Origin of the sequence: Liquorilactobacillus sicerae (assembly GCF_029916425.1) — a bacterium.
Lineage (GTDB): Bacteria > Bacillota > Bacilli > Lactobacillales > Lactobacillaceae > Liquorilactobacillus > Liquorilactobacillus sicerae.
Window position 1 is genome coordinate 1 of the sequence record NZ_JAHAVQ010000307.1, and the last position, 416, is coordinate 416.

General features: G+C 34.9%; 1 pseudogene. It reads right to left on the reverse strand.

The window, feature by feature from the left end:
• Positions 1-416, reverse strand: a pseudogene (locus tag KH893_RS12580) (diaminopimelate decarboxylase); the annotation flags it as partial.

Genomic DNA, 416 nt, shown 5'->3' on the forward strand with positions numbered 1-416 from the left:
CAAATCAAGTGAATGAAATCAGCATTAGGAATCGGATCATCTGCCTGAGTATATTTGATCCCAAAACCACCGCCAACATCAATAATTCCTGCTTGAAAATGCCATTCACTAGCAGTTTTAATTAATAGATCAACTAATTTCGAATAGCCATTGCTTTCAAAAATTTGTGATCCAATATGGGCGTGCAAACCTAATAAATTAAGATATTCCGAGGCTTGAATTTCATCAAAAGCTTTCTTTGCCTGACCGGACAATAAATCGAAACCAAACTTGCTATCCTGCTGACCGGTTGAAATAAATTTATGTGTGTGTGCAGAAATTCCCGGACTTATCCGCATTAAAACGTTTTGAGATATTTTTCTTTCAGTAAGGATTCCATTCAACAAATCAAGTTCATGAAAATTATCAATGATAAT